Consider the following 7,730-nt stretch of genomic DNA (forward strand, 5'->3'; position numbering starts at 1 on the left):
AAGGTTTTCAGTCCTTATAAGGGATAGGTAGGGAAGGGTAGTTAGGGGTGATGGATAGCGGGGGTCTTCAACCAAGGTTGAGATAAATAAATCATCAATCAAATTCAGAATTCAGCCCTCAGTCCTTAGCTATTAGCTTCATAGTTAAATGAAGTTAACAGCTTCTCATTATATATTCATATATTCTAGATAGTTAAAATATCTCTGGGTGGTATGACAACAAAAAAAATTTAATTAGAAAGTGATTTTTTTCTACAATTATCCAGGGTTGAGGGATTGATACTTACTCCTGAAAACTAGAGTAGTAAATTTATTGCAAAAAAGTGCATCTCATGGTAAAGAAAAAAATTATGGTCTATTAGTATTAACCTCTGGAAGTAATCAAATAATTTCTACGAATAAGGCCGCGCGTGAATATTAGATTAGAATAAAATATACCTATATGATTAGGGCTAAGGAATACCAGAGCAGATGTCATTAACTTCCATATCAAGAAAACAGTCTATGCTCCGGCAAAAAACCGGATCAAAACATTTGCTGAGTAGCATAGGAATCAGAAAAAAAATAGGATTTGGCTATGCTCTGGCAATCAGTATTGCGACTTTAGGAGTTTTGACAGGGCGGATATTAGAGTTAAATTATAAACATCAAATTAGAGAAAAGATAGAACAAGCTCAAGAACAAGTAGACTTACTGACAAATCTTACAAAAAAAGTCTTAAAAGTTAGTATCCTGCAAAAAGAGTTGCCTAGTTTAATCAATAACCGGGAAATTTTAGAAAAAAAAATATCCCTAAAATTATCAAGTTTTTATGAAGTTAATACAATTGTTAAACAACTAGAATCAATTATAGAAATAGGGGATAAAAGTGTCAATCAAAACACAGATTATGTTCAGCTTCAAGAATTTATCCAAACTTATGTTAATCCCCTAGAGGTTTATATTGAGCAATTAGAAAGTTTAATTCAAGAAATTAAACAGATACCACCTCAAACAAAAGTAGAAACTGCATCACTTCCATCACTGAGTAAAATTACTAATAGTGAAATTGCTATAAAACTAGAAAAATTATCACAAGATTCAGAACAATTAGCTATAGTAGCCGATCAGAGAGTAGAACAAGGATTTAAAGATTATCAAAAAGTAGAAGAATTAGGAATAAAAATATTAATAGGTAGCCTACTACTGTCGGTAATAACTGCAGTAATGATGGCTATTTATACGAGCAAGTCGATCGCAAGTCCCTTAAAACTAATAACCAAAGTTGCCGAACAAGTTACAAAAGAAGCTAACTTTGAACTAAAACTTCCTGTAACCACAGATGATGAAATAGGGGAATTAACAGTATCTCTGAATGAGTTAATTGGTAAAGTAGCAGAATACACAGACAAACTCCAGGAAGCTAAACTTAAAGCAGAAGCAGCAAACCGTTCTAAAAGTGCTTTTCTAGCTACTATGAGTCACGAACTACGTACACCTCTAAATGCAATTATTGGTTATAGCGATCTTCTTTATGAGGATGCTGTGGAAGCAGGATATGAAGATTTTGTCTCCGATCTAGAAAGAATTAAGCTAGCAGGTACACACCTCCTAGAAATGATTAGTGATATCTTAGATATTTCTAAAATAGAAGCAGGTCAAGTTACACTTTATTTAGAAAGTATTGAGGTTAAAAAGCTAGTTGAAGATGTAGTTGGTACAGCCAAAAATCTTACGGAAAAAAAACGTAATAAATTTAAATTAATTTTAGGAAAAAATCTGGGTAATATGTATGCAGATATGCCAAAAGTGAGACAGGTACTGATAAATTTACTGGGTAATGCAGCTAAATTTACAGAAGATGGTGTAATTACACTTAGTGTTGAAAAAGTTAAAAATAGGAAACCCAAAAATCATCAAAATCAAAATTCAGAATTATTAAATAATGAACAAAACTACATAGTTTTTCAGGTAATTGATACTGGTATTGGGATGACAGAAGAACAGTTAAAACATATATTTAAACCTTTTACTCAAGCAGATGCTTCTACTACCCGTAGGTATGGTGGCACTGGTTTAGGATTAGCAATATGTCAACGTTTATGCGAGAGAATGGGGGCGGAAATTGCTGTCAAAAGTGAGTCTGGAAAAGGTTCAAAATTCACTGTTTGGTTTCCTGAAAGGGTAATTATATAGAATTAATAATTAATAATTAATAATTAATAATTGAGAGTTGAGAATTGAGAGTTAAAAATGAAGGTTTTAGTTATCTAGGAAAGAAGCTTTAAGAAAAGGAAAAACTTTAAATATGGTAAATATTTCTCCAGCTTTTACACGGTGCTATACCAACGGACATGATATAAAGGGGATAAAAAAAGAAAAATAAGTATTTCAAACTTCTCTATTCCAGGAGGTACTGTTAACTGTTTCTCTAAGCGACATGTTTGCGGAGCATTCCGTCAGGAAAAAACTCAGTTTTTTTTACTAAAATTTATTCATAGCTACGAGTGAAAATTAAATAAAAAAATATATACAAAAAGACAAAAAATTATGTAGCCAAATAATCCTAACCAATTTACAGAAAAAGCTTGGGAAGCAATATCCCGTACTCCTGACATTGCTAAAACTTACCAAAATCAACAAATTGAAACTGAACATCTAATGAAAGCTTTGTTAGAACAAAATGGACTAGCAACAACTCTATTTAACAAAGCAGGAGTTTCAACTTCCAAATTACAAGAATACACAGACACCTTTATCAAGCGTCAACGGAAAGTCAAAAATACACCCAATAATATTTACTTAGGTCACAGTCTCAGTATCTTAACCTTATTATACAATAGTGAAAGAGGTACTTAGAAAAATAGTGGATAATGCAGCTAAATTTACAGAAGATGGTGTGATTACAGTCAGTGTAGAAAGAGTAAATAATCAGAAACTAAAAAATTATCAAAATCAAAATGCCGAGTCATTGAATAATGCACATAATTACATAGTTTTAAGGATGAAGTAAATTGTTATACACCTCCTAAAAACGGTTAGCGATTGCTCATATATTGCCCAAATAGAAACTGGTCAAATTACACTTGATTTGGAAAATCTTGATGTTAATCAGCTAATTCAAGATGTGGTTAGTACAGCCAAGAATATTACAGATAAAAATGGGAATACTTTCAAATTAATCTTAGGAGAAAATCTGGGTACTATGTATGCAAAGATGTCAAAAGTAAAAGATATACTCATAACTTTATTAGTTAGCAGCATTGAAAAGACAGAAGATAGAATGGTTACACTCAGTGTCAAAAAGGTAAACACTCAGGAACTAGAAAATTATCAAAATAAATTTTTCCAGTATTTGAATAGTTCTCAGAATTACATATTTTTTGAAGTTAGTGGTATTGGCATAAAAAATAAAAATCAAGTCCATGTATTGAACTATAATCTATTATGGCATTACCGTTATTTAATGTTGAGAGATTATCAAGGTTTATCTAAAATAATGGGAGCAAAGGTTGATATAGAAAGTCCGTCAGAAGAAAATTATAAAGTTACTGTTTGTTTTCCAGAAAGAGTAATAATCTGAACGGTATTTAATTCGGGTAAAAATTCTAATAGATAATTAAAAAAAATTCATCAAGGTTATACCAAAGGGTAAATACCCAATAAAAAACAACGGTTTTTTCTACTAAAATTTATTCAGACCTACAAGTTAGAATTAAAGAAAAACATATAGACAAAAAATCAAAAAACCAAAAATTATGCAGCCAAATAATCCTAACCAATTTACAGAAAAAGCTTGGGAAGCAATATCTCGTACTCCTGACATTGCTAAAACTTCTCAAAATCAACAAATTGAAACTGAACATCTAATGAAAGCTTTGTTAGAACAAAATGGACTGGCAACCAGTCTATTTAATAAAGCAGGGGTTTCAAATTCTAAAGTACAAGAATATACAGACACTTTTATTAACCGTCAAGCAAAAGTCAAAAATACACCCAATAATATTTACTTAGGTCGCAGTCTCGATACTTTATTAGACAATGCCGAAAAATATCGCCAAGAATACACAGACGAATACATCTCCATCGAACATCTTATACTTGCCTACCTGAAAGACGATCGCTTTGGTAAAAATCTCTATAAAGAGTTTAAATTAGATGAAGCAAAGCTCAAAGAAACTATTTCTCAAGTTCGAGGTAATAACAAAGTAACAGATAAAAACCCTGAAGGCAAATATGAAGCGCTGGAAAAATACGGTCGCGACCTCACAGAATTTGCTCGTGAAGGAAAACTTGACCCCGTTATTGGACGTGATGACGAAATTCGACGCACCATTCAAATACTCAGTCGTCGTACTAAAAATAACCCAGTATTAATGGGTGAACCTGGAGTCGGGAAAACGGCGATCGCCGAAGGTTTAGCACAACGCATCATCGCTGGGGATGTTCCTCAGTCTTTGAAAGAACGCCAACTCATTGCCTTAGATATGGGTGCATTAATTGCTGGTGCGAAATTTAGAGGGGAATTTGAAGAACGTCTGAAAGCTGTTCTCAAAGAAGTTACCGACTCAGATGGAAAAATCATTTTATTTATAGATGAAATTCACACCGTTGTCGGAGCAGGTGCAACTCAAGGTGCAATGGATGCAGGTAACTTGCTCAAACCAATGTTAGCTAGAGGGGAACTAAGATGTATTGGAGCGACAACTTTGGATGAGTACCGCAAATATATTGAAAAAGATGCTGCCTTAGAACGTCGTTTCCAACAAGTTTATGTAGACCAACCCAGTGTAGAAGACACCATCTCAATTTTACGAGGTCTCAAAGAACGCTATGAAGTACATCATGGTGTGAAAATTTCCGATAGTTCTTTAGTTGCTGCTGCTACATTATCTACTCGGTATATTAGCGATCGCTTCCTCCCAGATAAGGCGATCGACTTAGTAGATGAAGCTGCTGCTAAATTGAAAATGGAAATTACCTCCAAACCAGAGGAACTTGATGAAATTGACCGCAAAATTCTTCAACTAGAAATGGAGAAATTATCACTGCAAAAAGAAAGTGATGCTGCTTCCAAAGAAAGGTTAGAGAGACTAGAAAAAGATTTAGCAAATTTGAAAGAAGGGCAACGCGCACTTAATGCTCAGTGGGAATCAGAAAAAGGTATCATTGGCAAAATTCAGACTCTCAAAGAAGAGATGGATAAAATCAATATTGAGATTCAACAAGCAGAACGAAATTATGACCTCAACCGTGCTGCCAAGTTGAAATACGGTAAACTGATTAACTTGCAAAAACAAGTAGAGGAAGCAGAGGCAAAACTGGAAGCAACTCAAACTAGCGGTCAGACTTTGTTGCGGGAAGAGGTAACCGAAGCTGATATTGCTGAAATTATTTCTAAGTGGACTGGTATTCCCATCAGTAAATTAGTAGAGTCGGAAAAAGAAAAACTGTTACATCTGGAAGAAGAGTTGCATAAACGAGTTATTGGTCAGAATGAAGCAGTGACTGCTGTTGCTGATGCCATTCAGCGATCGCGTGCCGGTTTGGCAGACCCCAACCGTCCAGTTGCTAGTTTTATTTTCCTGGGTCCGACTGGTGTGGGGAAAACAGAATTAGGAAAGGCATTGGCAGCATATCTTTTTGACACCGAAGATGCGATAGTGCGCATTGATATGTCTGAGTATATGGAGAAACACGCTGTATCTCGTTTAATTGGCGCACCTCCTGGATATGTGGGTTATGATGAAGGCGGTCAGTTAACTGAAGCTATTCGCCGTCGCCCATATACGGTGATTTTATTTGATGAAATTGAAAAAGCGCACCCGGATGTGTTTAATATTATGCTGCAAATATTGGATGATGGGCGCGTTACTGATGCTCAAGGTCACACGGTTGATTTTAAGAATAGCGTGATTATTATGACTAGCAATATTGGGTCTCAGTATATTTTGGATGTCACTGATGACTATGAGCAAATGCAACATCGGGTTATGGATGCTTTGCGTGGTGCTTTCCGCCCAGAATTTCTCAACCGTATTGATGAAAGTATTATTTTCCATGGGTTGCAGAAAGAGCAATTACGAGAAATTGTGCAGTTGCAAGTTGTGCGTTTAGAGAAACGGTTAGCTGAACGTAAGATGTCACTGAAACTTGCTGATGCTGCTGTTAACTTTTTGGCAGATGTTGGGTACGATCCGGTGTATGGCGCGAGACCGTTGAAGCGGGCAATTCAGCGGGAGTTAGAAACCCAAATTGCAAAGAGTATTTTGCGTAGTGAATTTAATGATGGTGACACTATTTTTGTGGATGTGGAAAATGAGCGACTTTCGTTGAAGCGATTGGGTGTGGATTTGGTGAAAGCGAAGTGAAGTCAAAAGTCAAAAGTAAGATTTGATAGCGCATAGTAGACTGACATACAATAGTAGGGGCGGGTTTTAGTAGAAATTTTTATGCTTACCCTAAGATTAAGTAAACCCGCTCTAATGTAATAATTAAAGTCATGGTACAGAATGTTGGGTTTCATTCTTCAACCCAACCTACCCAATTCTATCTGATCTGATATTAGTTATTCCCATACAATATTTCCTTACCACCTAACCAATATTGCCAAATCACAACTACTGCCCAATGAATAATTACTGGAACCCACAAACAACCAGTTAATTTATAAGCTACTGTACATCCTAAACCTAAAAATCCTGTCAATATCAAAAAAATTGGTGTCATAAAAGTTGGGTTTCCTTGGCGATGGAAAGTTAGAGCATTAATTGGATGATAAATAATGAATAAAAATAAACTTAACGCTGCCCACAAACACCATATAATAGTTGAAACTCTCTCGGTGGGATGAGGTAATAATAAAACTCGAAATATCAGCTCTTCTATTAAAGCTGGAGTAAAGAATGCCACTACCAACCCCTGAAATAATTCTTTGAGATTCCGAAAACCTCGACTTACTTGCAAAAATCTAGAATTAAAACCTAATGGTAAGGCGATCGCTCCATAAACTAACAATGTAACCCCTACGACTAACCAATCTTGACTATTCATGGGGCGAGAAGCAAATATTAGACGGTTAATTAAGGTGGAAATCATAGGAAATTGCCCTAAAGTTTGTTGAAAAACTGCTGTCATATTAATAGAATCATAATGTTAATTCACTGATTACTAAAATAGATAACTCATTGACTCGTTTTAACTGTAAATCATTGGTTAAAAAAGCCTCACATTTTGATTGAATAGCAACAGCAATTTGTAAAGAATCAGTTAATGATAAATTATACCTTGCTCTCATTTGTGCCGCCAACTTGCCGATGTCTTCATCAATGAGTATAAAGTTAATATTTTCTCCATAAACAATTAAATCAATAAAATCCTGAGCAAGTGCTATTAAACCTAATTTGTAAGGATGTACTAAACACTCAGACAAAGTAATTGGAGAAGTTACTCCCAAAAGTAAACCCTCATCTATTCCATCAAAAATAGCTTCAGTTAGTCGATAATAATTGGGGTGATTTTCTACATAGTAAATAATTGGCGCAGTATCTAAAAATAGTTGCCTAACTCCTTGAATAGCATTATTAACTTTCATAATTATTGCGGATAATTTTTTCGCGGTTTTATGTGGCTTCTTGACGAGTTCGAGAAACCCATTCTTGAGCATCTTCTCCTACTAATGGATAAGTTGCTTTTCCTTGAATATCACGCCATTTACGCCCAGGTTTAGGGGTTGAATTATCATTTATTTG

General features: G+C 34.8%; 6 protein-coding genes and 1 pseudogene. 5 read left to right on the forward strand and 2 right to left on the reverse strand.

The features are described from left to right. Positions 1–471 precede the first annotated feature (471 nt). The 5 genes and pseudogenes from F6K22_RS23990 (at position 472) to clpB (ending at position 6,350) form a co-directional block, all read left to right on the forward strand. Positions 472–2,175 (forward strand): sensor histidine kinase, encoded by a 1,704-nt coding sequence (locus F6K22_RS23990; protein WP_293103693.1) that lies wholly within the window; start codon positions 472–474, stop codon positions 2,173–2,175. A 390-nt stretch (positions 2,176–2,565) separates the two neighbouring features. Then, positions 2,566–2,838: pseudogene (locus tag F6K22_RS23995) on the forward strand (Clp protease N-terminal domain-containing protein); the annotation flags it as partial. 7 nt (positions 2,839–2,845) lie between these two features. Next, positions 2,846–2,992: a hypothetical protein gene (locus F6K22_RS24000; RefSeq protein ID WP_293103696.1), complete on the forward strand. Its 147-nt coding sequence runs from the start codon at positions 2,846–2,848 to the stop codon at positions 2,990–2,992. A gap of 78 nt (positions 2,993–3,070) precedes the next feature. Continuing rightward, positions 3,071–3,562, forward strand: a complete 492-nt coding sequence (locus F6K22_RS24005; RefSeq protein WP_293103699.1) for an ATP-binding protein — start codon at positions 3,071–3,073, stop codon at positions 3,560–3,562. Between the two features lie 175 nt (positions 3,563–3,737). Further along, positions 3,738–6,350 carry an ATP-dependent chaperone ClpB gene (gene clpB / locus F6K22_RS24010; RefSeq protein WP_293103702.1) on the forward strand — a complete coding sequence of 871 codons (2,613 nt, stop codon included), beginning with the start codon at positions 3,738–3,740 and terminating at the stop codon, positions 6,348–6,350. A gap of 193 nt (positions 6,351–6,543) precedes the next feature. On the opposite strand, the gene F6K22_RS24015 is transcribed toward clpB, so the two are convergent. Together F6K22_RS24015 and F6K22_RS24020 are read right to left on the reverse strand one after the other, a co-directional pair. Continuing rightward, positions 6,544–7,116: a CPBP family glutamic-type intramembrane protease gene (locus F6K22_RS24015; protein ID WP_293103705.1), complete on the reverse strand. Its 573-nt coding sequence runs from the start codon at positions 7,114–7,116 to the stop codon at positions 6,544–6,546. Positions 7,117–7,126: 10 nt separating this feature from the next. Further along, complete coding sequence (locus tag F6K22_RS24020) at positions 7,127–7,573, reverse strand: type II toxin-antitoxin system VapC family toxin (RefSeq protein ID WP_293103708.1); 447 nt, start codon at positions 7,571–7,573, stop codon at positions 7,127–7,129. Between the last annotated feature and the right edge of the window lie 157 nt (positions 7,574–7,730).

Source organism: Okeania sp. SIO2F4 (assembly GCF_010672385.1).
GTDB lineage: Bacteria > Cyanobacteriota > Cyanobacteriia > Cyanobacteriales > Microcoleaceae > Trichodesmium.